This is a genomic window from Streptomyces spororaveus, assembly GCF_016755875.1.
In the GTDB taxonomy this organism is placed as follows: Bacteria; Actinomycetota; Actinomycetes; order Streptomycetales; family Streptomycetaceae; genus Streptomyces; species Streptomyces spororaveus.
Genome location: NZ_BNED01000005.1, coordinates 2,863,097 through 2,887,638, shown reverse-complemented (window position 1 = coordinate 2,887,638; position 24,542 = coordinate 2,863,097). Strand labels below are relative to the sequence as shown.

Here is a 24,542-nt window from a genome sequence, read left to right as displayed (position 1 = left end):
CCGTGACCACCTTCACCGAACTGCTGTCGTACGAGGACGCTCTCGCCTCGTTCGACCCCGTCATGGGCCTTGAGGTCCATGTCGAGCTCGGCACCAGGACCAAGATGTTCTGCGGCTGCTCGACCGAGCTGGGCGCCGAGCCCAACTCGCAGACCTGCCCCACCTGCCTCGGTCTGCCCGGCTCGCTGCCCGTCGTCAACGCGATCGGCGTCGAGTCGGCGATCAAGATCGGTCTCGCGCTGAACTGCGAGATCGCCGAGTGGTGCCGCTTCGCCCGGAAGAACTACTTCTATCCGGACATGCCGAAGAACTTCCAGACCTCCCAGTACGACGAGCCCATCGCCTTCAACGGCTTCCTGGACGTCCAGCTGGAGGACGGCGAGATCTTCCGCGTGGAGATCGAGCGCGCCCACATGGAGGAGGACACCGGCAAGTCGCTGCACGTCGGCGGCGCCACCGGCCGTATCCACGGCGCGTCCCACTCCCTGCTGGACTACAACCGCGCCGGCATCCCGCTCATCGAGATCGTCACCAAGCCCATCGAGGGCGCGGGCGAGCGGGCCCCCGAGGTCGCCAAGGCGTACGTCGCCGAGCTGCGCGAGGTCATCAAGGCGCTCGGCGTCTCCGAGGCCCGCATGGACAAGGGCCAGATGCGCTGCGACGTGAACCTGTCGCTGCGCCCGACCCCCGAGTCCGAGTTCGGCACCCGCTCGGAGACCAAGAACGTCAACTCCCTGCGTTCCGTGGAGCGCGCGGCCCGCTTCGAGATCCAGCGCCACGCGGCGGTGCTCTCGTCGGGCGGCTCGATCGTGCAGGAGACCCGGCACTTCCACGAGGAGGACGGCTCCACCACGGCCGGCCGCATCAAGGACAACGCCGAGGACTACCGGTACTTCCCGGAGCCCGACCTGGTCCCCGTCGCCCCGGCCCGCGCATGGGTCGAGGAGCTGCGCGCCGGTCTGCCGGAGATGCCGCGCGTGCGCCGCAACCGCCTCCTCCAGGAGTGGGGCGTCACGGAGCACGACATGCAGTCGATCCTCAACGCGGGCGCCGTGGACTCCATCGTCGCCACCATCGAGGCCGGCGCCGACTCGACGGCCGCGCGCAAGTGGTGGATGGGCGAGCTGGCTCGCAACGCCAACGAGCAGGGCGTCGTCGTCGACGAGCTGCCCATCACCCCCGTCCAGGTCGCGCGCGTCGCGGCCCTGGTGGCGGCCGGTGAGCTCAACGACAAGCTGGCCCGCCAGGTCCTCGAAGGGGTCCTCGCCGGCGAGGGCACCCCGGACGAGGTCGTCGAGAAGCGCGGCCTGAAGGTCGTCTCGGACGAGGGCGCGCTCGGCGCGGCCGTGGACGAGGCCATCGCGGGCAACGCGGCCATCGCGGACAAGATCCGCGGCGGCAAGATCGCGGCGGTCGGCGCCCTGGTCGGAGCGGTCATGAAGACCACCCGCGGCCAGGCCGACGCGGCGCGCGTCAAGGAGCTCATCCTGGAGCGCCTCGGCGTCTCCGAGTAACCCCCGCCCACGCACGACGGCCCCGCACCGGCCTTCCCGGTGCGGGGCCGTCGTCGTCCACACTGGGTGCGGGTGATCGCGTACGACGGGAGCGCGGTCGGCGGATGCGGGGGGTGCGCCGGTGGAGTTCGGTGCGATGGTCATCGCGGTGGCGGGTGTCGCGGGCACGCTGGGCGGCGCGCTGCTCACCCAGCGGGGGGCGGAGCGCGCGAAGCGCCGGGAGATCGAGCTCGTGCGCGCCCATGACGAGAAGCGCGAGAACCAGGCGCTGCGGCGCACGTGTTACGCGGACCTCAACCGGGACGCCCGGCAGTTCACCACCGCGCTCAACCGGCATCTGCACGCCCTGCGGGAGCGCGGGGTCGAGGACGCCGACCGGGCCGCGCTCGACGCCGCGAAGGATGCCTTCCGGGACCGCTACTCCGAGGCGCAGATGGTCGCCCCGGATCCGGTCCTGGCGACCGCGACATCGGTCCACCACGCCCTGACCGCGGTCTACGGGCAGGTGAAGCGCCTGGAGCGGGACATGCCCGATCCGGGGGAGTCGATGGAGTCGGCGGCGCAGGCCCAGCAGGGGATCTGGGGCCCGCTGCGGGAGATGCGGGCGGCCATGCGCGCCGACCTCGGCGTGGTTTGAGGACGAACGGGCCGCGCCGGTGACCGGGTTCCCGGCGCGGCCCACGGCCCTCAGCGCGTCAGCTGCGGGCCTGCGATGACCACCTTGCCGACGTCGCAGCCCGCTTCCACCTTGAGCCGCAGGCGCAGGGCGCCGTTGACGTCCACCCTCTTGGTGACGGGGTGGCCCAGGGTGACCAGCTCGGAGAACGCGGCGGGCTGGCCGTCGAGCGCGATGGTGACCCGGCCCTTCTCATGGGTGGAGCCGTCGTCGATCCCGGCCGTGAAGTCCAGGTACTTCCACTCACGGTTGAGGTCGAACTCCGCGATCGCGTCGCCGTTGCAGCCCAGGTCGGCGATGAACGCCGCACCGTACTGCTTGGTGTTGATCTTCGCGGCTCCGACCACGAAGTCCCCCAGTCCGTCGACGGCGCTCATGACGGTCAGGTCGGCGGCGTTGACGCCCGGAGCGACGCCCCCGGGAGGCTTGGACGCCGTACCGGTGGGCTGGGTCAGGGGCTCGTCGGCACCGGTCCCGGACGGGCTGGGGGACGCGGACGCGGACGGCGTCGGCCGGTCGGGGGCGGCGGAGCTCGCGGCCCCGGCTGGCTTGTCGCTCCCGGCCGCCCGATCCGCCCCCTGGTCCTTGTCCTTCAGCAGCTGTACGCCGACCACCGCGAGCGCGGCCAGGACGAGCACCCCGGCCACCGAGCCCAGGACCAGGCCGGTCCGCCGCTTCTTCTTCGGCGGTGCGGGCTCGGGCGCGGGGGCCGGGTTCAGGTTGTACGTCGGCCCGTACCCGGCGGGCACCGCCGACGGTTCCGGCTGCGGGGCGGGAAGGGAGACGGGTACGGGTACGGGAGCCGTGACGGGACCGGTGACAGGTCCCGTGCGCGCGGGGTCGACCGGCTGGACCGGCTGGACCGGTTGCGCGGTCGGGGTGTACGCGGGCGGTGCCGCGGTCACCGGCGCTCCCGTGGGCGGCGGGGCGGCCGGCTGCGGCGGAACCGCCGGCGGCACGACCGGCGGTGCGACCACCGGCGGTGGAGGCGTGGCCGGCCTGGGCGGGGTCTCCTGGGCGGCCCGCTGCGAGGTGGCCGTGGTCGTGGACACCACCGCGTGGCGGATGTCCTTCATCCACCCGGCCAGGTTCACCGGCCGCTTCCCCGGGTCGGCCGAGTAGATCGCACTGATCCGCGCCCGCTGCTCGGCGTCCAGCACGGCGATCTGCGGCAGCGCGGTCAGCGCCTGCGCCAGCTGTTCCGGCGTGGCGGGCGGGGACTCGCCGCTCAGCAGGAAGTACGCGATCGCCCCGAAGGCGTACCGGTCCGTGCCCGGGGTCCGCTTGCCGTCGAAGACCTCGGGAGCCGCGTAGCCCGGGGTGAACCAGACCTCGGCCGTCTGGTGGTCGGCGGTCAGCTTGCTGAGGCCGAAGTCCACCAGGGTGGCCTGCCCGTACGCGTCGACCATCACGTTGCCGGGGGAGAGGTCGCCGTGGACGACCTGGCGCCCGGACGGGGTGGCCTTCCCCGAGTGCAGCCAGTCCAGTACGTCGGCCAGCTGCTCCAGCGTGCGCATCACCTCGCGCCGCTCGGCCGCGCCGGCCAGCGTCCGCTCGGCCCGCCAGTCCCGCAGGTCGAGCCCGTCGACGTGGTTCATGACGAGGACGAGCGCCCGCCCGCTCAGGGTCGAGGACTCCCCGGGCCGGTGGATCGGCGGCCCCTCGAAGTGCTCGCGCACGCCCACGACACCGGGCCGGTGGACGAACCGCAGCAGCTCGGCCTGCTCGTTCCACTTCTGGCTGATCCGGTCGAAGACCTCCGGCGTGATGGTGGTCTTGGAGTCGAGCACTTTGACGACCACGGGTTCGGATCCGCCGGCGAGTTCGATTTCGGCGAGATAGAGCACGGCCTCCCCGCCGCGCCCGATCGAGCGGAGCAGACGGTACCGGTCGGCCGCCGAGTCGGGGCCGATGTGCAGGTGCTGACTGGTCAATGTCCCCCACCTCAAGGTGCTTTGAGAGGGCATCAGCTTCCAGCCGCGAGACGGGCGCGGTCAATGGGAATCGGGAATCCCCGTCAGGGTTCACCCCCTTCGCCCGGACGAAGGGGGTGACCGCGGTCAGCCGGCCGTGGTCGCGGCCCCCGGAGAAGCGAGGAAGGCCAGCCGGGCCGGCTTGGCCGGGAGGTAGACCTCGGGCAGGTCGATCTCCGGGAGCACGACCTCCGGCCCGAGCACGAAGCCGGTGCGCTCCATGAGGGAGACGGCCTTGGTGTTGCGGGCGTCCGGTTCGACGACCACGCGCCGCGCGGTGTCGTCGGAGAACACGAACCCGATGAAGACGGTCATCAGGGAGCCGGTGAAGCCGTGCTCGGCCACGCCCGTGATCGGGCCGATCAGCAGGTGCACGCCGACGTCCCCGGGCTGGACCTCGTAGCACTCGCTGACCCGGTCCTCGGCACACTCGTACGTCTGGAACAGCGCGACCTGCTCGCCGTCGCGGCTGACCATGTAGGCGTGGTGGGTGGTGCGGCGGTCGACGTCCTCGTAGATCTCCTGGACCAGTTCGCGGCTGGCCTCGCCCATGCCCCAGAAGCGGGCCCGCTCCTGGGTGACCCAGCTGTGGATCAGCGCGGAGTCGGCGGCAGGGTCGACGGGGGTGAGGGTGACCGTGCCGAAGCCCTCGACGGCCTGGGTGTACACGGCCTGTCCGGCGGAGCGGGCGGAGGTCATATCGATTCCTTGGTGAGCCGGGCCCAGTCGGTGACGACGGGGACGAGTTCGCACTGTGCCCACAGGGGCAGCTGGTCGCGGTGGTGGGGTGAGCCGGTGACGCCGTCCGCGCCCAGGGGGACCGCCCAGAGGCTGTCCTCGCGGCGGGCGAGGTCCCAGACGTAACGGGCCGCCGACGCGCGGGCGGTGAGGTCGGTGAAACCGGGGACGGTGGACGTGGCGTTCACGCAGTCGTGGTCGCCGCCGAGGCCGGGCCAGTCGGTGGCCTCCTGGTCGGGTACGGCCTGCCAGGGGGTGAGGCGGTGGACCTGCGACCAGGGGGTGTCGGGGGTGCCGGCCGCGGCCGTCTCCTCCAGGGCGGCCCGGACGTGCGCGGCCCGGTCGAGGCCGGGGACGAGGGAGGTGGTGAGCAGGCCTTCGAGGGCGTAGCCGATCTTCGGGACCAGGTACAGCCAGGGGTGGAAGACGGCCGGGCCGGGGGGCGCCCCCCACAGGCCCTCGAAGACGGGGTCGGCGGCGAAGCGGCGTACGGTCGCGCCGCGGAAGGCCGAGAAGACGGTGGCGTCGGTGCTGTCGGCCGCCATGTGCCGGTCCCAGGCGAGCAGTCGGGTACGCAGGTCCCGCGCCGCCGGCGTGAGGTCCGCCAAGCCGGGCAGCAGCGCGAGCAGGGGCGCGGCCGAGGCCAGGTAGGTGTCCCGGTGTACGTCGGCCATCGCCTTCGGGGTCCAGTCCGCGGAGCCGCTGAGCAGCTCGCGGATGCGGTCGGCGCGGTGCGGGGGTGCGAACTCCACGCCGAGCGGGGAGGCGATCCCGCGGGCGTTCGCCATCACGGCGAAGCCCTGCACCGGCTCGGCGGGGGTCGGGGCCCAGCCCTGCCAGGCGTACTGCGGGTCCCACGCGGGCACGGGCCGCAGCCGGTTGGTGCGGTGGCGCATGGGCACGGCGCCCGCGACGCGGTGCAGCAGGCCGCCCTCGGAGTCGGCGGCGTGGACGACGTTGACCGGCTCGGCCCAGCCGTCGAGGGCCCGGTCGATGTCGGCGACGGTGCGGGCGCGCAGCAGCGCGGGGAGGGCGGCGAAGCCGAGGTCCAGGCGGACCCGCGGCGGGTAGCGCAGGGAGAGGGTCTGGGTGCTGCCGTCGGCGTGGCCGTCGGCGTCGGCGTGCGCGTCGGCGCCGAGGTCGCCGTCCGCATGGACGATCACCGGGCCGCGCGGGGTCTCCAGGACCTCCACCTCGACGTCCTCGCCGCCGGCCACGGTGATGGTCTCGGTGTGGCGGGAGACGGGCTCCCAGGCGCCGTCCGCGCCGAGGGCCAGGACGGTGCCGTCGTCGCCGCGGCGCAACCGCTCGACGTACAGGTCCTGGTAGTCGGACATCGCGTTGGTGATCGCCCAGGCGGCGGTGCCGGTGTGCCCGAAGTGGCCGACGCCGGGGACGCCGGGGACGGCGAGGCCCAGGACGTCGTAGTCCGGGCAGGAGAGACGGATCTGCTGGTAGACGCCCGGATCCTCGATGAACCGGTGCGGGTCGCCCGCGATGATCGCCGAGCCGGTGGTGGTGCGGTCGCCCGGCACCAGCCAGCCGTTGCTGCCGGCCGTGCCGGGGCCGTCGGTGGCGAAGAGGGTGACCGCCTCGTCGCCGAGGGCGCGGGCCACGCGCTCGCGCCACAGCTTGGTGGCGAAACCGGCGAACAGGATGTGCGTGGCGATCCAGACGGCCAGCGGCACCCACGGCTCCCAGGGGGAGGGGGCCAGGCCCGTGCGCGCGAAGCGTTCGTCGCGGGCGGCGCCGGCGGCGAGTCCTTCGTTGACGCCGTCCACGTACGCGCGCACCCAGGCGGCGGTGCCGGGGTCGCCGGCCTCCATGGCCTCGTAGCAGCGGCGGGCCGTGTCGGCCAGCCGGGACTGCCGGGCGAATCGGTCCCAGGTGACGGCGTCCGCGCCGAGGAAGGAGGCGCTGGAGCCCTCGGCGCGGTGTCGTTCGACCTCCAGCTGCCAGGCGCGGTCGAAGGCGGTGACGCGGCCCTGGGCCTGGACGAGCCGGAGTTCGTCGGATGCGCGGAGGTGGGGGATGCCCCACTGGTCGCGGTACACCCCGTAGGATTCCGGGGTCTCCGCAGAGGGTTCGCCCCGGTTCGCTCCGTACGGCCGGGCGCCGCCGCTCGCGCTGCTGGCACTGCTCACGCTGTTCACACTCTTCCCCGACGTGCGTTTAGGTTAGGCTGACCTAACTATAGGGGTGTCAGGGGAGGGGTTGGACATGGCTGTCGGCAAGGGCTGGGAGGGCGTGGTCCTCAAGCTCATGCGGGGCAAGGACTTCACGTTCACGGTCACGGGAGCGGAAGACCTCACGGACGACTACCGCCGCGTGAGCTTCACGGACGGCGGGCTGCTGGCGGCCGCCGGCGGATCACTGCACCCGACGATGTGGGTACGCGTGTGGTTCCAGGGCGCGGGCAAGCCGCACCAGCGGGCGTACACGCTGGTGGACCCGGACCCGCAAGCGGGCACGTTCAGCTTCGAGTTCGCCCTGCACGACGGGGTCGCCAGCGCCTGGGCGCGCGGAGCCAAGCCGGGCGACACGGTCGAGGCCACCGTCCAGGGAACCGGGTTCACGGCTCCGGAGCCGGCCCCGGAGCGCCTGCTCGTCATCGGGGACCCGGCGTCCCTGCCGGCGATCAACTCGCTGCTGGACGCGCACCCGCGGACCCCGGCGACCATCTGGTTCGAGACGCAGCACGACTCGGACGAGCGCTTGCCGATGCGCGTGGAGCAGGGCCGGCACGACATCCGCCGGGTGCGGCGGGACGGTACGGCCCTGGCCGACCGGGTACGGGCCGAACTGCCCGCACTGGCCGCGGATCCGGAGTCGGCGTACGTCTGGCTGGCGTGCGACACGGTGACGACGCGCGCCCTGACGGCTTACCTGCGCAAGGAGGTCGGGCTGCCCAAGCACAGGGTGAACGCGCTGGGGTACTGGAGGCCTGAGGCCTGAGGCCTGAGGCCTGAGCCGGAAGCCTGAGGGCCGACCGGGCCGGACGGGCCGGCCTCGCCGGCCCCCGCCGCGGCGGTCGTGCCGGCGGGTGGGCCCGGCCGCTACGAGACGGACAGCTTGCAGGCGCTCACCGCGGTTCCGTTGGTCACACCGCTCTTGGTCAGGCCGCTCACGCACTGCTCGTGCGCGCCGCTGTATCCCTGAGAACACGCCCCGCGGACGCTTGCCGGGGCCTCGCCGCCCTGGAGCTCCCGCTCCACCGCGTTGATGCAGGCCGAGACGTCCGCGTGGGCGGCGGGGGCCGTGAGGGCCGCGCCACCGAGTACGAGGGTCAGGCCGCTGAGGACACTTGCGATACGGGTCGACGTGCGCATGGGACGCACCTGCTCTCCGGGATCGATCGTCGCGCGGCCCGGTACCGGACGGTGCCGGATCCCGCGCAGGAACAGCGCCGGGCGGACATGGCCGGAGTCCGGCCACCAGGGCCCGGGTCCCCGTCCCGGACCGGCTCGGCAGCGATTCCCCTCCTCCGTCCGACGCTAGAGCAGCCCCCTGCCGCACGCACCCGCAGGCGCCTTTCTCCCGGTCAGGCGCTCCGGGAAGCGGGCGGGCAGCGGGCGGGCACGGTTCGGGCGCCCGGGCACCCCGGGACCTCAGGCCCCGGTGGTGCCGTCGATGCCCTCGCGGAGGAAGTCGGCGTGGCCGTTGTGCCGGGCGTACTCGTGGATGAGGTGGAGCATCACCAGCCGCAGAGAGGCCTCCTCCTTCCAGCTCGGCACGTACGCCGTCACGTCCAGGGACTCGGCGGCGGCCTCGATCCGGCGGGCGTGCGCGACCTCGTCCTGCCAGGCGGTGAACGCCTCGGCGCGACTGGAGCCGGAGGCGTCGTAGGCGGCCTGGAAGTCATGGGTGTCCGACCACACGTGCGGGAGCTCCTCGCTGTCGAGGACACGGCGGAACCAGTGCCTTTCGACCTCGGCCATGTGCCGGACCAGCCCCAGCAGGGACAGCGTGGACGGGGGCATCGAGGCCCGGCGCAGCTGCTCGTCGGTGAGGCCCTCGCACTTCCAGGCGAGGGTGGCCCGGTGGTAGTCGAGGAAGGTCCGGAGGGTCTCGCGTTCGTCCCCGGTCAGGGGCGGGCTGATGCGTTCCATGACAGTGATCCTGCCCGCTGCTCCCGGTCCGGCACAGACCTGGACCCGCACCGGGCTACGAGGCGTTGCCGGTCCACATGTACGGCACCGTCACGCCCAGGACCCCGAAGCCCAGCCGCTCCAGGATCGGGCGGCTGTCGTCCGAGGCGTCCACCTGCAGGTAGTCGATACCGAGCTCCGCCGCCAGGCGGGCGCGGTGGGCGACCAGCAGGCGGTAGATGCCCCGGCCGCGCCACTCGGGGACCGTGCCGCCGCCCCAGAGGCCCGCGAAGGCCAGGCCCGGCTGCATCTCCATCCGGGCCGCGCTGACCGGGGTGTCGCCCGCCATCGCGAGCACCGCGGCGATCGTCTCCGGCTCCTCGCGCAGCTTGCCGAGCACCTGCTCCCGGAGCCGCGGCCGCTCCCTTCCGAAGGCGCCCGTGTGGACCCGCATCATCAGGTCCACACCGGCCTCGTCCGTCACCACGCGCAGCGTGATTCCCTCCGGCGGTTCCACCGGCAGCTTCGCGAGCTCGGACACCAGGCCCACCATCAGGGTCTCGGGCGGCTCCGGCACGAAGCCCGCCGCCCGCAGCCGGTCGCCGAGGTCCGCGGGCCGGTCGTAGTCGTACAGCTTCCACTCGAACTCAGGACAGCCGCGCCCCGTGAAGAAGGCCACCTGCGCCGCGATCTCCGCGTCCGCCGTCCCCTCGTCGAGGTCCGACCACAGCACACTGTTCCACCCGGGCTCGGGCGCCACGTGCCGTACGACGGCACCCGCCCGCTCCACGCTCGCCGGCGGGGCGTCCGCCTGAGCGCCCTCACGCGCCTCGGCGTCGAAGCGGGCGCGGACCTTCAGCAGTTCATCAAGATCGATCGTCATGGCCCCAGCTCACCAGTGTCGGAGGGACGAAACAACTGCATTAGCCTCACCCCCGTGAACCACGACTCCACCATCTACACCGGTAAGGCCACCCCCGACGCGGCCGCCGACCGCGGCTGGCTCCTCGGCCACTTCAAGGACCCCTCCGATCCCCGCCACAGCGAGGACGTGGAGATCAAATGGGGTGTCCACCCGAAGGGCGACGAGCGGGAGCGGTGGGCGACCGCCGAGAAGCGCACCGCACTGCTGGTGCTGATCAGCGGACGCTTCCGGCTGGAGTTCCCGGGGCGCACCGTCGTCCTCGCCGAGCAGGGGGACTACGTGCTCTGGGGGCGCGGCGTGGACCACTCCTGGTACGCGGAGGAGGACGCCGTCGTCCTCACCGTCCGGTGGCCCTCGATCCCGGGCTACCGGGTGGACGAGCCCGACGTTCGGCTGGAGGCCGGGTCCTCGGGCCGCCCCGCGCTGTGACGATGCACACGAAAGGGGCCAACGATCACGAAACGCTGAGATCGTGGAGGGTGTAGACCCTCTGCGCCGGACCTTCCCGGGGTGATCCCCCGGGCCCTTCGGCGGGGCCTTCACGCGTTCATGCGTTCTTTGCGACGGGCCGCATCCCGGTAAAGACCCGAACCACCAGGGAGCACGTCCGTTGGCTGTAATCGCACGCTGGTGCATGCGCCACCGCCTCCTCACCGTCCTGATCTGGCTGCTCGCGTTCGGCGGGACCGCGGCGGCCGCAGTGACCGCCGGGTCGGCGTTCTCCAACAACTACGAGGTCCCCGGCACCGAGTCCGGCAGGGCCAACGCCCTCCTGCGCGAGGGCTTCCACGGCCAGGGCGGCGACACCGACACCATCGTGTGGCGGGCCCCGGACCGGCAGAACGTGCGCACCCCGGACATCGAGCAGCGCATGACCCGGGCGCTGGAGGCCGTCGCCGGGCTCCCCGGCGTCGGTTCGGTCGCCGGACCCTACGGTCCCGCCCCCGAGGACGCCGCACGGATCAGCCCCGACGGGCGCACCGCCTACGCGGTGGTGACCTTCGAACAGCAGGCGGACTCCGTACCCAAGGCCCAGGCCAGGGCGGTGGTCGAGGCGGCGAAGAACCCCACCACCGAGGCCGGCGGTCTCCAGGTCGAACTCGGCGGCCGTGCCGTCCAGCTCACCGAGGCCCCCACCGCGCACCTCGCCGAGGTCATCGGCGTCGCCGTCGCCGCCCTGGTCCTCTTCCTCGCCTTCGGCTCCCTGGCCGCGAGCCTGCTGCCCATCGCGACCGCCCTGGTCAGCGTGGGCACCGCGTATTTCGGCATCACCCTGCTCGGTCACGCGATGCCGGTCGCCGACTTCGCCCCGATGCTCGGCACCCTCATCGGCCTCGGCGTGGGCATCGACTACGCGCTGTTCATCGTCACCCGGCACCGCAAGGGCCTGGCGCGGGGCGCCACCGTCGAGGAGGCCGCGGCGAACGCCGTCGCCACCACGGGCCGGGCCGTCGTCTTCGCCGGTGCCACCGTCTGCATCGCACTGCTCGGCATGCTGGTGCTGCGGTTGAACTTCCTGAACGGTGTCGCGATAGCGGCCTCCGTGACGGTGGTCCTGACGGTCGCCGCCTCGGTCACCCTGCTGCCCGCCCTCCTCTCGTACATAGGCGTGCGGGCCCTCTCGCGCCGCGAGCGCCGCAAACTCGCCGCCGAGGGCCCGCGCCCCGAGCAGACCTCCGGCTTCGCCGCCCGCTGGTCCGCCTTCGTCGAGCGGCACCCCAAGCTGTTGGGTGCCGTTGCCACCGCGGTCATGCTGGTGCTGGCCCTTCCCACGCTCTCCCTCCACCTGGGCACGTCCGACCAGGGCAACAACCCGGCCACCTCCACCACCCGGCAGGCCTACGACCTGCTGGCGGACGGCTTCGGCCCCGGTACCAACGGCCCGCTCACCGTCGTCGCCCGGCTGGACGGCGCCGGCGACCGGCTCGCCGTGGACCGGCTGGCGCAGGCACTGCGCACGACCGAGGGCGTCGCCGCCACCGGCCCCGCCGTCCTCAACCGCAGCGGGGACACCGCCGTCCTGACCGTCGTACCGGACTCCGCCCCGCAGTCCCGGGCCACGAGCGACCTCGTCGACCGACTCCGCCAGGACGTCATACCGGCCGCCGGGCACGGCAACTCCATGGAGGTCCACGTCGGCGGTGTGACGGCCGCCTACGACGACTTCGCCGAGGTCATCATCGGGAAGCTGCCGCTCTTCGTCGGCGTCGTCATCGCCCTCGGCTGCGTGCTCCTGCTGCTGGCCTTCCGCTCCATCGGCATCCCGCTCAAGGCGGCGGCCATGAACGTCGCCGCCGTCGCCTCCTCCTTCGGCGTCGTGGTCGCGGTCTTCCAATGGGGCTGGGGCAGCGAGTCGCTGGGCCTGGGCAGCGCCGGCCCCATCGAACCCTTCCTCCCCGTGATCATGGTGTCCGTCCTCTTCGGACTGTCGATGGACTACCAGGTCTTCCTCGTCAGCCGGATGTACGAGGAGTGGCTGGAGACCGGCGACAACCGGCGGGCCGTGCGCGTGGGCCTCGCGGAGACCAGCCGGGTCATCAACTCGGCGGCCGTCATCATGATCTCCGTCTTCCTGGCCTTCGTGCTCAGCGGCGACCGGATCATCGCGATGTTCGGCATCGCGCTCGCCGCGGCCGTCGCCCTCGACGCCTTCGTGCTGCGCACCCTGCTCGTCCCGGCCCTGATGCACATGCTCGGCGGGGCCAACTGGTGGCTGCCCGCCTGGCTCGACCGGCGCCTGCCCCGGATCAGCATCGAGCCCCCCGAACGCCACCCGCATGCAAGACTTCCCGAGCAGCGGCCCGCCCCGGACCTCGCCACGAGCGAGGACAGTGCCGAGCCCGCCGCCACCTCCCGGTGATCCGGCCACCCGCCGCCCGAGCCCCAAGGAAGACCGAGCATGTTCTCGATAGACCTCGCCGAAGACGCCCAGATGTTCCCGCTGGAGGCCCGGCACGCCCAGGAGTTCCTCGCGCACATCGAGCGCGGACGCGAATTCATCGGCGAGTACGTCGGCTTCCCCGACCGGACCACCGACCTCGACTCCGCCCGGGCCCTGCTCGCCAAGTACGCGGCGTCGGCGGGCGAGGACGGCCCCCGGTTCTTCGGCATCCGGCTCGACGGCACCCTGGTGGGCGGGGTCCTCTTCCGGATGTTCGAGGCGCACTACGGCAACTGTGAGATCGGCTGCTGGCTGGAGCCCGACGCGGCCGGCCGCGGCCTGGTCACCAAAGCCTGCCACGTCCTGATCGACTACGCCTTCGGCGAGCGCGGCATGCACCGCGTCGAGTGGCACGCCGCCTCCGGCAACAAGAAGAGCCTCGCCGTGGCCGCGCGCCTCGGTATGACCCGCGACGGCGTCATGCGGGAGAACTACCTCCACCGCGGAGTCCGCCAGGACACCGAAGTGTGGTCGGTCCTCTCCCACGAGTGGGCCGCGACCCGGTCCGCCTGAGCCCGGTCCGGGCCCTGTCCGGGGGCTCCCGGCCAGGGGCCCCGCCGACCGCCGGGCCCCTCGCGGCGGGCGCCCGCGGATTCTCAGAAAACTCTCAGACAGGGCGCCTACGGTGCCCCGCATGGACACCACGAAGACCCCCGCCCCGAACGCCGCCGAGGCGGACACCACCCCGGCCGACCTCGAAAAGACCGAGACGCCCCGGCCGGCCGAGGCCGAAGCCGACTCCGCGGTCACCGACGAGGTCACCGAGATCGACCTGGACGACGAGGCGCTCCTCGGGGACGAGGACCGTGAGCCGAGCCACGTCGGCTCCGCCGCCTTCGCGATCGTCGCCGCAGGTCTCGGTGTCGTCGCCCTCAGCGGTGGCTGGGTCGCGGGCATCGTGTCCGAGCGCGCGAGCCTCACCGCCCGCCTGGAGCTGACCCAGGCCGCCGACGCCAACGCGCAGATCGCCGCCCAGTTCGTCGACCCGTGGCACACCACCGCCATGGTGAACGGCATCTTCTCCGCCCTCGCCCTGATCCTGGCCACCTTCGTGCTGGCCCTCCCCGCCTTCAGCACCCCCGAGCGCACCCTCCCCACCTGGGTGCGGTCCGTCTCCTGGGCGGGCATCGGACTGGGCGCCCTCGGCGTACTGCTCTTCGTCCTCATGTACTTCGACCTCCTCCTCGCCATTCCCAAGGCGGCCGGAGCCGGCGCCTAGGCACTGCCTTAGGCCCTCACGGACCGACCCGGGGCTTCAGAGCCCCGGACTAAGGCCCCCTCTCCCCGGCAGATGCGGCATGCGACCGATGTGCCGGTACCCCCTGGGGCGCGAATCTTGGATCACACCGAACGAGGTGCCCGAGAAACGCGACCAGGGAGCAGAGATGTTCGAGTACGAGATCGCCAACGCCGTCCGTAGCGCCGACCTCATGCGTGAGGCGGCCGAGTACCGCACGGCCCGGGCGGCGGGCACGGCGCACCGTGCCTCCTTGCCGGAGAAGGAAGCCCGGAGGCGGGTGAGAACACTCCGGAGCCGGTTCACCCGCTCTGCCCGCCCTGCCCGCTCCGCGCACTCCGCGCCGCGCACCGTGTGAACTGACACGTGATGAGATCCGCACCGGCGGGGAGTGCCGCCGGACAGGACGTCTGTGCGATGCTCGGCGGCGTGGAGACCAGATCTGTCAGCCCGGTGTTCGTCGGCCGAGCCGATGAACTGGCCGTACTCACCGACGCACTGACCCGGGCCGCCGGGCGGGAACCGCAGGCGATGCTCATCGGGGGAGAGGCCGGAGTCGGCAAGACCCGCCTCACCGAGGAGTTCCTGTGCGAGGCGGACCGCCGCGGCGCCGTCGTCGCCGTCGGAGGCTGTGTGGAGATCGGGGCGGAGGGCCTTCCCTTCGCCCCGTTCTCGACGGCCCTGCGCACTCTGCACCGGCTGCTGCCCCAGGAGTTGGCCGCGGCTGCCGCCGGCCAGGAGGACGAACTCGCCCGCATCCTCCCCGAACTCGGCGACACCCCGCGCGGCCCGCACGACGAGGAGAGCACCGCCCGGCTCTTCGAACTGACGGCCCGGATGCTGGAGCGCCTCGCCGCCGACCGCACCGTCGTCCTCGTCCTGGAGGACCTGCACTGGGCGGACACCTCCACCCGGCACCTGCTCTCCTACCTCTTCCGCACCCTCGGCAGCGGCCGACTCGTCATCGTCGCCACCTACCGCGCGGACGACGTGCACCGGCGTCACCCGCTGCGCCCGCTCCTCGCCGAACTCGACCGGCTCCGCACCGTCCGGCGCATCGAGCTGTCCCGCTTCAACCGGGCCGAGGTCCGCCGCCAGCTCGCCGGCATCCTCGCCGCGCAGCCCGACGAGGACTTCGTGGACTCCGTCTTCGACCGGTCGGACGGCAACGCCTTCTTCGTCGAGGAACTCGTCGCCTCCAAGGAGAGCGGCTGCCGCACCGGACTCACCGAATCCCTGCGCGACCTGCTGCTCGTTCGCGTCGAGGTGCTCCCCGACGAAACCCAGCGGCTGGTGCGCATCGTCGCCGAGGGCGGCTCCACCGTGGAGTACCCGCTGCTGCGCGCCGTCGCCGGACTCACCGAGGACGAGCTGATCGAGGCGCTGAGGGCCGCCGTCGGGGCCAACATCCTGCTCGCCACCCCTGACGGCGACGGCTACCGCTTCCGCCACTCCCTGGTCCGCGAGGCCGTCAGCGACGACCTGCTGCCCGGGGAGCGGGCCCGCGTCAACCGCCGCTACGCCGAGGCCATGGAGGCCGACGGCTCCCTGGTCCGGGCCGAGGAACGGGTCATCCGGCTCGCCAGCTACTGGTACCACGCCAACGATCCCGCCGAGGCGCTGCCCGCCGTACTGGCCGCCTCCGTGGCCGCCCGCCGCCGGCACGCCTACTCGGAGCAACTGCGCCTGCTGGAGCGGGCCATGGACCTGTGGGACAGCGCCCCCGAGGACGTCCGCGAGGCGCTGCGCCCGGCGGACTACACCGACGTCTACCCGCCGTGCGGCTGCGACCCGGCCACCACCGCGCTGCAGCGGCTCGACCTGCTGGCCGAGGCGACCGTCGCGGCGCGCTACGGAGGCGAACGCGACCGCGCCCTGAAGATCACGAAGACGGCGCTGCGCCTGCTGGAGGACGACCGCGACCCGCTGCGGGCCGCCTGGTTCTGGACCGAGCGGTCCCGGCTGGTCGCCGGCCTCGGACGCGGCGACGGCTGGGAGGAGATAGCCAAGGCGCAGGACCTCGTCCGGGGGCTGCCCCCGTCCCAGGTGCACGCCGAGGTCCTGGTCCGGGCCGCGAGCTGGGGCATGCTCCACCAGCCGGGACCCGACAACCTCGCCGCCGCCGAACGCGCCGTCGAGTACGCACGCATGGTCGGCGCCGAGGAGACCGAACTCAACGCCCGGATCACGGTCGGCGCCCTGCGCGCCGACTCCGGCGACGGCGAGGGCGGCCTCGCGGAAATGCACGCGGTCGTGGAACGGACCACGCAGCTCGGACTCACGATGCTGGCAGGGCGTGCGCATATCAATCTCACCTCTCAGCTGGAAAGTCTGGGACGGTCCCGCGAAGCCGTGGAGCTCGCCGAACAAGGGGCCGAACTGGTCCGGAAGTCACGGCTCCTGGACAGCGAGGCCTGGGTCTGCGGAAACATGGCCGAGAGCCTCTACAGCCTCGGCCGCTGGGACGAGGCCGCCGAGGCGGCCAGGCGTACCCTGCTGGTCGGCCAGAGCGCCGCCCCGCGCGGCTGCGCCTCGGCGCGCCTCGCCTACCTGGCCCTGGCGCGAGGAGAGCTGGCCGAGGCGACCCACCAGCTCGCCGCGGCCCACACCCACTACGGCACCCACGAGACCCAGCCACAGCACCGGATCCCGCTCCGCCGCCTCACGATCGGCGTGGCCGCGGCGGAGGGCCGGATCGCCGACGTCCGCGCCGAGACGTCCGCTGCCGCCGCCTACGGATTCCCGCTCGGGCAGCACCGCTACGCCTGGCCGCTGCTCCTCGCCGCCGCCACCGCGGAGGCGGACGCCCGGGGGCTCCCGGCCGCCGAGGCCGGCCGGGACACGGCGCTGGCCGTGCTGCGCACCGCCGCCCGCTCCGTCGCCACCCCGGTCCCGGTGTGGACCGCCCACGCCGAGTACGTCCGGGCCGAGCTGCTCCGGGCCGAGGCCCGGGACACCCTCGCCGACTGGACCGCCGTCGAGAAGGCCGTCCGCCCGCTGGAGCGCCCGTACCTGCTGGCCAGGGTCTGCCACCGGCTCGCGGAGGCATTGCTGGCCGCAGGCGACCGGGAGCCCGCGGCCGTCCTGCTCCGCGAGGCCTACGCCACCGCCGAGCGGATCGGCTCACGCCTGCTGCGCGAGGACCTGGCCCTGCTGGCCCGGCGCGCCCGCCTGCCGCTGACCGAGGCCGACGGCGCCGCGGTCCCGGACGCACCGCGGACCGACCCGGTCGAGGCACTCGGACTGACCAGCCGCGAGCGGGACGTGCTGCGCCTGGTCGCGGCCGGCAGCACCAACCGGAAGATCGCCGAAGAGCTCTTCATATCCCCGAAGACGGCGAGCGTGCACGTCTCGAACATCCTGGCCAAGCTGGGCGTCACCGGCCGAGGCGAGGCGGCCGCCCTCGCCCACCGGCTGCGCCTGTTCGCCGCGCCCTCCCCGGTCAGTCCTCGTCCGGAGGCTGCTCGGCCAGGCGTATGAGCACCTTGCCGGAGTCGAGGTCTATCGGACCCCGTCCCGGATCGTTGTCATTGACGTCGGTCCGGGACAGCTCCAGCCGCTTCTTCTCCTCGTCGGTGTGCTTGCGTCCCGGGTTGAACAGTTCTTCGATCATGTTGAACACCGTGCCCACCACACCCTCCGTCCCCCGCCGGGGACATGCCGGTCACCGCACCGTCAAGGTCAGAATCCTGTCGTCGCCCGCTTCCGGGGAGCCACGTCCGTCCGTCTCGCTCGTGACCAGCAGCATGCGGTCCCCACCGAGGGGCACCACCGTCCGCAGCCGCCCGTACTCACCCTCCAGGAAGGCCTCGGGCTCCGCCACCAGCTCCGTTCCGGCCAGCGGGATCCGCCACAGCCGCTTGCCCTTCAGCCCGGCCATCCATATCGAGCCCTCGGCCCAGGCGATCCCGCTCGGCGAGGCCTCGTCGGTCTTCCACACCGCCACCGGATCCCGGAAACCGGGCTTTCCCGCCTTCCCCTCGGCCTCCGGCCACCCGTAGTTGGCGCCGGGCTCGATCAGATTCAGCTCGTCCCACGTGTTCTGGCCGAACTCGGCCGCCCACAGCCGTTTGTCCTTGTCCCAGGCGAGGCCCTGCACATTGCGGTGCCCGTAGGAGTAGACGACGGAATCCGCCTCCGGATTGCCGTGCACCGGATCCCCGTCGGGGGTCATCCGCAGGATCTTGCCGCCCAGCGACTTCTTGTCCTGCGCGAGCCCGGTGTCACCGGTCTCGCCCGTTCCCGCGTAGAGCATCTTGTCCGGGCCGAAGGCGATCCGGCCGCCGTTGTGGATGAGGCCCTTGGGAATGCCCCGGAACACCGTGTCCGGAGCGCCCAGTTGCTGCCCGGCAGGTCTCTGCTCGTCGTACCGCAGCCGGGCGATGCGGTTGTCGGACTCGGTCGTGAAGTACACGTACACCAGCCGGTCCGAAGCGAAGGCGGGCGACAGCGCGAGGCCCATGAGCCCGCCCTCCCCGCCCGGAGCCACCCCCGGCACCTCGCCGATCCGGGTCGCCGCGCCCGAGCCCGCCGTGACCCGGCTGATCGTCCCCTTGTCCCGCGAGGCGACCAGCAGGTCTCCGCCGGGCAGCTGGGCCACGCCCCACGGCGACTCCAGCCCCTTGGCCACCTCGCCGGTCACCGTCACCGCCCCCTTCGCAGGGGGGCCCGCAGCCTCCGGAGACACGGACGCTCTCCCCGACGGACCCGGCGGCCCGGAGCCCGCCGAGGCCGTGCCCGGCGCGGAGCCGCCCGGCCCCGCGCCCGGGCCGCCCTCCGGCGAGCACCCGGCCGCCAGCAGAGCGCCGCAGCCGACCAGCGCGAGCGCCGCCAGCACACCCCGGCGCGGCCCGCCCGCGCCCCCGGATCCCACCTGCCCGGGAGAACTTCCGTATCGCATCGCCCTGCTCCCTTCCGGTCCTCCGATCGTGCCCTTCATCTGTCTCAACAGCTCCGGCAGTACGCGAAGTTCCACCACTCGTACACTCGATCGAGTGGTTGCTGGACGGCCCCCGGACCGGCCCCGGACCGGCCCCGGATCAGTCCCAGGCTCCCACTTCGACCGGAAGGGCCGCGATCTCGGCCAGATCCCCGGCCGAGAGCCGGACCTGCGCCGCCGCCGCGTTCTCCGCCGCCCACGGCGCCCGGTCGGCCCCCGGCACCGGCACCACCTGCGGCCCCTGCGCCAGCACCCATGCCAGGGCAACCTGCGCGACCGTGACCTCGGGGCCGTGCCGCCGGGCCACCTGCCGCAGCCCCGCCAGCAGCACCTGGTTCGACGCCATCGCCTCCGCCGTGAACCGCGGATGCCGGGCCCGCACGTCCTGCGGCTCGAACCCCTCACCCGGTGTGAGGGACCCCGTCAGGAAACCGCTGCCCAGCGGCATCGCCGCCAGGAAACCGACCCCGCGCGCCGCGCACCACGGCAGCAGCTGCCACGCCGCCTGCGGGGACCACACCGACAGCTCCGCCTGCACCGCGCTCACCGGGAACACCTGCTGCAGCCGCTCCAGGTGCCGCAGGGTGGTCCGGTACCCACGGTCCCCGCTCCGCCCGGCCCCGGGCCCGGCGCCGGCGCCCAGCGCGCAGTACCCGAGCGCCCGCACCTTGCCCGCGCCCACCAGCTCGGCCATGGCTCCCCAGGTCTCCTCCACGGGCACGTCCGGATCGACCCGGTGCAGCTGGTAGAGGTCTATGACGTCGGTCCGCAGCCGCCGCAGCGAGGCGTCGCAGGCCCGCCGCAGATAGGCGGGCCGCCCGTCGGCGACCACGTGCTGGTCACCCGCCCGCAGGCCCACCTTGGCCGAGACGAACGCCTCGGACCGCCGTTCCCGCAGCACCCGCCCGAGCAGCAGCTCATTGGTGAACGGCCCGTACACGTCGGCCGTGTCCAGCAGGTTCGACCCCAGGTCCAGTGCCGTGTGCACGGCGGCCAGCGACTCCTGACCCCGCCGTCGCGAAGGCGCGTACGCCCAGCTCATCGGCATACAGCCGAGGCCGATGGCGCCCACCGTCAGTGCCCCCGCCCCGATCGACCTGCGCTCCACCCCTGCGTCCCCCTCCGGCTCCGGCCCTCAAACTAACGGCTTGATCCGGATGCCTTGGCATAGCCTCGTGATCATGACTGCAATGACCCCGGATGTCTGGCTCCCGTTCCCCGCCGAGGAGATCGAGGGCCTCCCCGACTCCTTCCGGTACCGCCTCTGGGACGGCGGGGAGGCCTTCCCGGCCGATCCGGCCGACTGCGTCTTCTACGTGACGCCCTACATGAAGTCCCCCGAGGTCACCGTGCGCCCGCTGGCGGAGATGACCGCGGTCCAGGTCGTCCAGACCCTGACCGCCGGCATCGACGACGTGCGGGGCCGCCTCGGCGACCTGCGTCCCGGCGTACGGCTGTGCAACGCCGTCGGGGTCCACACGGCCAGCACCGCCGAACTCGCCCTCGCGCTGACCCTCGCCTCCCTGCGCGGCATCCCCGGCATGGTCCGCGGCCAGGACCGCGAGGAATGGCGTTCCGGCTTCTACGACGCCCTCGCCGACAAGTCGGTTCTGATCATCGGCTACGGATCGATCGGCTCGGCCATCGAGGACCGGCTCGCGGCCTTCGAATGCGGGCCGGTCGCGCGGGTGGCGCGTACGGCCCGGACCACCGCACGCGGGCCCGTGCACACCCTCGCCGACCTGCCCGGGCTCCTGCCCCGGGCCGATGTGGTCATCCTCGTGACCCCGCTGACCGACGCCACCCGGGGCCTGGCCGGCGCCGACTTCCTCGGCCGGATGAAGGACGGCGCCCTGCTCGTGAACGTGTCGCGCGGTCCCGTCGTCGACACCAAGTCCCTGCTGGCGGAAGTGGAGTCGGGCCGGCTGCGCGCCGCACTCGACGTCACCGACCCGGAACCGCTGCCCGCCGGCCACCCGCTCTGGCATGCTCCGAATGTCCTGATCACACCTCATGTCGGCGGCAGCAGCTCGGCGTTCGAGCCGAGGGCCAAGCGCCTGCTGGCCCGCCAGCTCACCCGGTTCGCCGCCGGGGAACCGGTGGAGCACACGGTGTTGATCACCGAGTGACGCGTGATGCCCACGCTCCGCAGTCACCCGAATGCGCTGGGTGGACACAACTCCCCGATCGGTAACGGAGAGTAGAGAGACTATGTCCCTGAGTGACGAAAGTGGTGTATCGTCCGGAAGAAGGGGCTGCGCCGGGAACGTCTGGCGCTGGGGAGTGATCGGACACTTTGGGGGGCGACGGGCGATGCACGGCCAATGGACGAAGGATCCGATGCGGCACAGCCGCCGGAGGCGACGCTGCCGAGACTGGGCTGCACCGGAACCAGCCGGCGAGGGGGACCGGTGAGTTCCCCGGGGGCGGCGCTCCTGGACCGGCCCTCCGTCTCGGGCGGCGGCAAGGGCCTGGCGATGCAGCTGCTCCTCGCGGTGGTCAGCGGCGGGTACGCCGTCGGCGCCGCCCTCAACTGGGGATCGGAGGAAGTCGCCGAGATCATGGGCGACTTCGGACTCAGCGCGGCCGGCTTACTCGCCGCGGTCTCCTGCTACTCCTACGCGAGGGCGATCGACAGCCGCGAACGCCCCGCCTGGCTGCTCTTCGCCTTCTCCTCCCTCATGGGCGCCGGCGGCAACGCGGTCTGGGGCTGGTACGAGGTGATCCTGGGCCAGGAGGTGCCGAAACCCTCGCTCGCCGACTTCGCCTTCCTCTGCTTCGCCCCGCCCGCCATCGTGGGCCTGCTCGTCCTCGCCAAACGCCCGGTCACCCGCGCAGGCTGGGTGTGCCTCGGACTCGACTCCTGGCTCATCGGCGGCTCCCTGCTCACCCTCTCCTGGAGCCTGGCCCTGGCCCACGCGGCGCGGACCGCCCAGTCCGGCGCCCCCGGCAGCGTCCCGCGCGCCGCGCTCTCCCTCGCCTACCCGCTCCTGGACATCGCGCTCGTCTCGATGGTCCTGGTCCTGCACTTCCGCCGCAGCGAGACCAACCGCTCCGCCGTCAACACCGCCATCGCGGCGCTGGCCCTGACCGTGCTCAGCGACGCCCTGTTCACCTCGCCCCTGCTGAGCGCCGAGTACCAGTCCGGACAACTGCTCGACGCCGGCTGGTTCGCGGGATCGCTGCTCCTCGCGTACGCGCCCTGGGGCGCCCGGCGCCTCCATCCGCACCCGGAGCCGGCCGGGCGCCCGCGGGTGGACCGGACGCACAGCCGCCCGATCACCGGCTCGCTGCCCGCCCTCACCCCGTACCTCGCGGCCGCCGTGTGCACCCTCGGCATCCTGTACAACGTCGTGGACGGCCGGAAGGTGGACCGGATGGTCGTCTTCACCGGCTGCACGGTCGTGCTCGCCCTCGTCATCCGGCAGGGCATCATGCTCCTCGACAACATCGCGCTGACCCAGGAACTGGCCCAGAAGGAGAACCACTTCCGCTCCCTGGTCCAGGGCTCCAGCGACGTCATCATGATCGCCGCGCCCACCGGCACCCTGCGCTACGTCAGTCCCGCCGCCGCCGGGGTCTACGGCCGTGAGGCGGAGGAGCTGGTCGGCACCGAGCTCGCCACCCTGATCCACCCCGACGACCTCGGCCGGGTGGTCCACGAGGTACGCCGCTTCCTCGCCGCACCGCCGACCGAGGAGCCCACCACCCGCATCGAGTGCCGCTTCGAGTCGGGCGACGGCGAGTGGCTCAACGTGGAGTCCACCGTCAACCGGCACCAGGGCGGGCTCATCCTCAACAGCCGCGACGTCACTGAACGGGTCCGGCTCCAGGCGCAGCTCCAGCACAGTGCCGAACACGATGCGCTGACCGACCTGCCCAACCGGGCCCTGTTCACCCGTCGTGTGCGGCAGGCCCTGACCGGCCGGCGCGCGGGCGACCACAGCACCGCCGTGCTCTTCATCGACCTCGACGGCTTCAAGGCGGTCAACGACACCATCGGCCACCAGGCCGGTGACGAGCTGCTCGTCGAAGCCGCCCGCAGGCTCCAGGACTCGGTCCGGGCCGGGGACACGGCGGCCCGCCTCGGCGGCGACGAGTTCGCCGCGCTGATCCTGGGTGACGGCAGCCGCGACGTCGGCGCCCGCGAGTACCAGGTGCGGGAGATCGCCGACCGGCTGCGCACGACCCTCTCCCAGCCGTACCGGATCGGCGGCAGCGAGGTCCGGGTCGCCGCGAGCATCGGAGCGGCCTTCGCGGACCCCGGCATCACCCCTTCGGACCTGATGCGCAACGCGGATCTCGCGATGTACCGGGCCAAGGCGGGCGGCAAGGACCGCGTCGAGATGTACGCCCCGCAGATGCAGGCCGAAGTCGTGCGCAAGGCCGAGCTGGCCGGGCGGCTGCGGACGGCACTGCACGAGGGCGAGTTCGCCCTGCTGCACCAGCCCGTGGTCTCGCTGGCCACCGGCGAGGTGGCGGCCGTCGCCGCCCAGGCCCGCTGGCGCTCCGCCCAGGGGATCCTCTTCACCCCGGCGGAGTTCCTCCGGGTCGCCGAGTACAGCGAGGGCGGCGCCGGCGGTGCCGGTGGCCCCGGAGCCGCCGGCCAGGACGCCTCGCGCACCGCCGAGCTGGGGCGCTGGCTGCTGGAGGAGGCCGTCGAGCAGGCCGCCGACCGGCACCGGGCCGGGCACGACGTACCGGTGGCCGTGCGGATGACCGCTCAGCGGCTCCTGGACCGGTCCATGCCGCTCGGCTCCGTGGAAGCACTGCTGACCCGGCACGGGCTGCCTTCCGGGGCCCTGGTGCTGGAGCTCGCCGTATCGGACCCCAGAGTGCCCTTCGACGACCTGGAGCGCCGTCTGACGGCCCTGCACCGGCTCGGGGTGGGTATCTCCCTGGACGGCTTCGGCAGCGGCTACGCGGCCATCAGCGCCCTGCGCCGCCTTCCCGTGGACATGCTCAAGCTGGACCGGGGCCTGGTGGAGGGCGTGGTCGAGTCCGCCCGGCTGCACAAGATCACCGCTGGTCTCTTGCGGATCGCAAACGACCTCGGCATGCGGTCGGTGGCGGACGGCGTGGACCTGCCCGAGCAGGTGCTGGCGCTGCGCGCGATGGGGTGCACGCACGGCCAGGGAATGGCTTTTTCCGGCCCGCTCGACGAGTACAGGCTGCGCCGCGCGCTGGTGCGCGGTACGTTCCCAGTACCGGGCGGAGCGGCCCAGCCAGCACTGGCCGGCGGCTCCTCCGGGGGCTCGATGGCCATCCGCAGAGGCTCACATAATGAGACGCCCGTCCCACCTACTTGACATCACCCTCCCGCCGGAGGGAGGGTCAATGCCATGCGCACCCGAATTCTCGTACTTGGAAAGCGCGTCGGCTGAAGCTGGGACCTGCATGTCCCCGCTCAACACCCCCGACGCGCTCCCCTCGCTTGCCTCCTGGCACGAGGGGTTTTTTGTTGCACTGGCACAGAGTCGAATCCGCGTAAAACCCTCAGCTTCGAGAAGA

Annotated in this window: 20 protein-coding genes; 11 read left to right on the top strand and 9 right to left on the bottom strand. The window is 72.8% G+C overall.

Features of this window, described 5'->3' with window-relative positions; all coding sequences use genetic code 11:
* The first annotated feature begins 2 nt into the window (after positions 1-2).
* Both gatB and Sspor_RS15060 read left to right on the top strand, forming a co-directional pair.
* Positions 3-1,514 (top strand): Asp-tRNA(Asn)/Glu-tRNA(Gln) amidotransferase subunit GatB, encoded by a 1,512-nt coding sequence (gatB, locus tag Sspor_RS15065; RefSeq protein ID WP_202199604.1) that lies wholly within the window; start codon positions 3-5, stop codon positions 1,512-1,514.
* A gap of 121 nt (positions 1,515-1,635) precedes the next feature.
* On the top strand, positions 1,636-2,151 hold the full coding sequence (locus tag Sspor_RS15060; RefSeq protein ID WP_237403872.1) for a hypothetical protein: 516 nt from the start codon (positions 1,636-1,638) through the stop codon (positions 2,149-2,151).
* 50 nt (positions 2,152-2,201) lie between these two features.
* Here the strand turns inward: Sspor_RS15060 and Sspor_RS15055 are convergent, their stop codons facing one another.
* The 3 genes from Sspor_RS15055 to Sspor_RS15045 form a co-directional block, all read right to left on the bottom strand.
* Entirely contained in the window at positions 2,202-4,124 is a 1,923-nt protein-coding gene (locus Sspor_RS15055; RefSeq protein ID WP_237403871.1) for a protein kinase domain-containing protein, read from the bottom strand.
* Between the two features lie 126 nt (positions 4,125-4,250).
* Complete coding sequence (locus Sspor_RS15050; protein ID WP_202199602.1) at positions 4,251-4,862, bottom strand: GNAT family N-acetyltransferase; 612 nt, start codon at positions 4,860-4,862, stop codon at positions 4,251-4,253.
* Positions 4,859-6,955 carry a penicillin acylase family protein gene (locus tag Sspor_RS15045; RefSeq protein ID WP_237404316.1) on the bottom strand — a complete coding sequence of 699 codons (2,097 nt, stop codon included), beginning with the start codon at positions 6,953-6,955 and terminating at the stop codon, positions 4,859-4,861. The genes Sspor_RS15050 and Sspor_RS15045 overlap by 4 nt, the downstream gene beginning before the upstream one ends.
* A 166-nt stretch (positions 6,956-7,121) precedes the next feature.
* On the opposite strand from Sspor_RS15045, the gene Sspor_RS15040 reads away from it, so the two are divergent.
* The gene (locus Sspor_RS15040) at positions 7,122-7,856 is read left to right on the top strand and encodes a siderophore-interacting protein (protein ID WP_202199600.1); all 735 of its coding nucleotides are present in this window, start codon (positions 7,122-7,124) and stop codon (positions 7,854-7,856) included.
* A gap of 101 nt (positions 7,857-7,957) precedes the next feature.
* Here the strand turns inward: Sspor_RS15040 and Sspor_RS15035 are convergent, their stop codons facing one another.
* From Sspor_RS15035 to Sspor_RS15025, 3 genes are all read right to left on the bottom strand, one after another.
* Positions 7,958-8,230, bottom strand: a complete 273-nt coding sequence (locus Sspor_RS15035) for a hypothetical protein (RefSeq protein WP_202199599.1) — start codon at positions 8,228-8,230, stop codon at positions 7,958-7,960.
* 279 nt (positions 8,231-8,509) lie between these two features.
* Positions 8,510-9,010: a DinB family protein gene (locus Sspor_RS15030; RefSeq protein ID WP_202199598.1), complete on the bottom strand. Its 501-nt coding sequence runs from the start codon at positions 9,008-9,010 to the stop codon at positions 8,510-8,512.
* A 55-nt stretch (positions 9,011-9,065) separates the two neighbouring features.
* Positions 9,066-9,872 carry a GNAT family N-acetyltransferase gene (locus Sspor_RS15025; protein ID WP_202199597.1) on the bottom strand — a complete coding sequence of 269 codons (807 nt, stop codon included), beginning with the start codon at positions 9,870-9,872 and terminating at the stop codon, positions 9,066-9,068.
* A 54-nt stretch (positions 9,873-9,926) separates the two neighbouring features.
* Between Sspor_RS15025 and Sspor_RS15020 the strand changes: the two genes are divergently transcribed.
* The 6 genes from Sspor_RS15020 to Sspor_RS41100 all read left to right on the top strand — a co-directional run bounded on the left by Sspor_RS15020 (position 9,927) and on the right by Sspor_RS41100 (position 17,572).
* Positions 9,927-10,343 carry a cupin domain-containing protein gene (locus Sspor_RS15020; protein ID WP_202199596.1) on the top strand — a complete coding sequence of 139 codons (417 nt, stop codon included), beginning with the start codon at positions 9,927-9,929 and terminating at the stop codon, positions 10,341-10,343.
* A gap of 181 nt (positions 10,344-10,524) precedes the next feature.
* On the top strand, positions 10,525-12,774 hold the full coding sequence (locus tag Sspor_RS15015; RefSeq protein WP_202199595.1) for an MMPL family transporter: 2,250 nt from the start codon (positions 10,525-10,527) through the stop codon (positions 12,772-12,774).
* 39 nt (positions 12,775-12,813) lie between these two features.
* Entirely contained in the window at positions 12,814-13,368 is a 555-nt protein-coding gene (locus Sspor_RS15010; RefSeq protein WP_202199594.1) for a GNAT family N-acetyltransferase, read from the top strand.
* A gap of 121 nt (positions 13,369-13,489) precedes the next feature.
* Positions 13,490-14,074, top strand: coding sequence for a hypothetical protein (locus Sspor_RS15005; protein ID WP_202199593.1), 585 nt, complete (start codon positions 13,490-13,492; stop codon positions 14,072-14,074).
* A gap of 166 nt (positions 14,075-14,240) precedes the next feature.
* Positions 14,241-14,450: a hypothetical protein gene (locus Sspor_RS15000; protein WP_202199592.1), complete on the top strand. Its 210-nt coding sequence runs from the start codon at positions 14,241-14,243 to the stop codon at positions 14,448-14,450.
* 59 nt (positions 14,451-14,509) lie between these two features.
* Complete coding sequence (locus Sspor_RS41100; RefSeq protein WP_202203665.1) at positions 14,510-17,572, top strand: helix-turn-helix transcriptional regulator; 3,063 nt, start codon at positions 14,510-14,512, stop codon at positions 17,570-17,572.
* Here Sspor_RS41100 and Sspor_RS14990 read toward each other — a convergent pair.
* From Sspor_RS14990 to Sspor_RS14980, 3 genes are all read right to left on the bottom strand, one after another.
* On the bottom strand, positions 17,535-17,705 hold the full coding sequence (locus Sspor_RS14990; protein ID WP_254722728.1) for a DUF6191 domain-containing protein: 171 nt from the start codon (positions 17,703-17,705) through the stop codon (positions 17,535-17,537). The two genes, Sspor_RS41100 and Sspor_RS14990, sit on opposite strands and share 38 nt — an antisense overlap.
* 51 nt (positions 17,706-17,756) lie before the next feature.
* Positions 17,757-18,992, bottom strand: coding sequence for a PQQ-dependent sugar dehydrogenase (locus Sspor_RS14985; protein ID WP_202199591.1), 1,236 nt, complete (start codon positions 18,990-18,992; stop codon positions 17,757-17,759).
* 139 nt (positions 18,993-19,131) lie between these two features.
* On the bottom strand, positions 19,132-20,139 hold the full coding sequence (locus Sspor_RS14980; RefSeq protein WP_202199590.1) for an aldo/keto reductase: 1,008 nt from the start codon (positions 20,137-20,139) through the stop codon (positions 19,132-19,134).
* A gap of 73 nt (positions 20,140-20,212) precedes the next feature.
* Between Sspor_RS14980 and Sspor_RS14975 the strand changes: the two genes are divergently transcribed.
* Together Sspor_RS14975 and Sspor_RS14970 are read left to right on the top strand one after the other, a co-directional pair.
* A complete protein-coding gene (locus Sspor_RS14975; RefSeq protein WP_202199589.1) occupies positions 20,213-21,160 on the top strand; it encodes a 2-hydroxyacid dehydrogenase in 948 nt (315 codons plus the stop codon).
* Between the two features lie 282 nt (positions 21,161-21,442).
* Entirely contained in the window at positions 21,443-24,340 is a 2,898-nt protein-coding gene (locus tag Sspor_RS14970) for a putative bifunctional diguanylate cyclase/phosphodiesterase (RefSeq protein ID WP_372499741.1), read from the top strand.
* Positions 24,341-24,542: the final 202 nt, after the last annotated feature.